The sequence below is a fragment of the Vibrio sp. 1288 genome (assembly GCF_033344475.1).
Map to the genome: position 1 here is coordinate 1 of NZ_JAWPOX010000608.1, position 662 is coordinate 662.

A 662-nucleotide genomic window follows, 5' to 3' on the forward strand; every position below is an offset into this window, starting at 1 on the left:
AGCAAACGTCCGTCCGGTGGTGGAAATGCACGTCAAACTGGGTGACTTAGAGAAGAAAATTCGTGTGAATTTGCAAGATCGCGGACGCTTTCATTACAGCATGATTTTGGGTAAAAACTTCTTAAAGCACGGTGCGTTAGTAGCGAGTGAAACCAATTACATCGTGACGAAAAAACCAGATTACGAAAAATAGTCGAACCGTCGCCTAACCTAATTGCCAATACCCAAAGTCCGCTCTGAGAATCTTGTGGCTTTGGGTATAATTCTAGGTTTAGGATGAAGATCGCGTAAGCGTCGATGCTGCTGAATGTGCGGCATTTTTTATGCCGAAATGAATAGGAGCCAAATTGAAAACTAAGCTGATTACCCGTGAAGGTTATAACAAACTCAAGCAAGAGCACGATTACCTCTGGAATGAAAAGCGTCCAGAAATCACCAAGATCGTGACGTGGGCGGCCAGCCTTGGCGATCGTTCGGAAAATGCTGACTACACCTTCAATAAACGACTGCTGCGTCAAATCGATCGACGCGTTCGTTTTCTCAGAAAGTTTTTACCTGAAGTCACCATCGTAGATTACTCACCTCAACAAGAAGGCAAAGTCTTTTTTGGTGCTTGGGTCGAGATTGAAAACGAAGCTGGTGATGTGAAGAAGTTCCGCATT

1 protein-coding gene and 1 pseudogene are annotated in these 662 nt (G+C 44.4%); both read left to right on the plus strand.

From position 1 onward, the window contains the following. Positions 1–193: RimK/LysX family protein (locus R8O11_RS28310; protein ID WP_318195008.1), on the plus strand; the 193-nt coding region annotated here is incomplete at its 5' end. 154 nt (positions 194–347) lie between these two features. Further along, positions 348–662: pseudogene (locus R8O11_RS28315) on the plus strand (transcription elongation factor GreB); the annotation flags it as partial.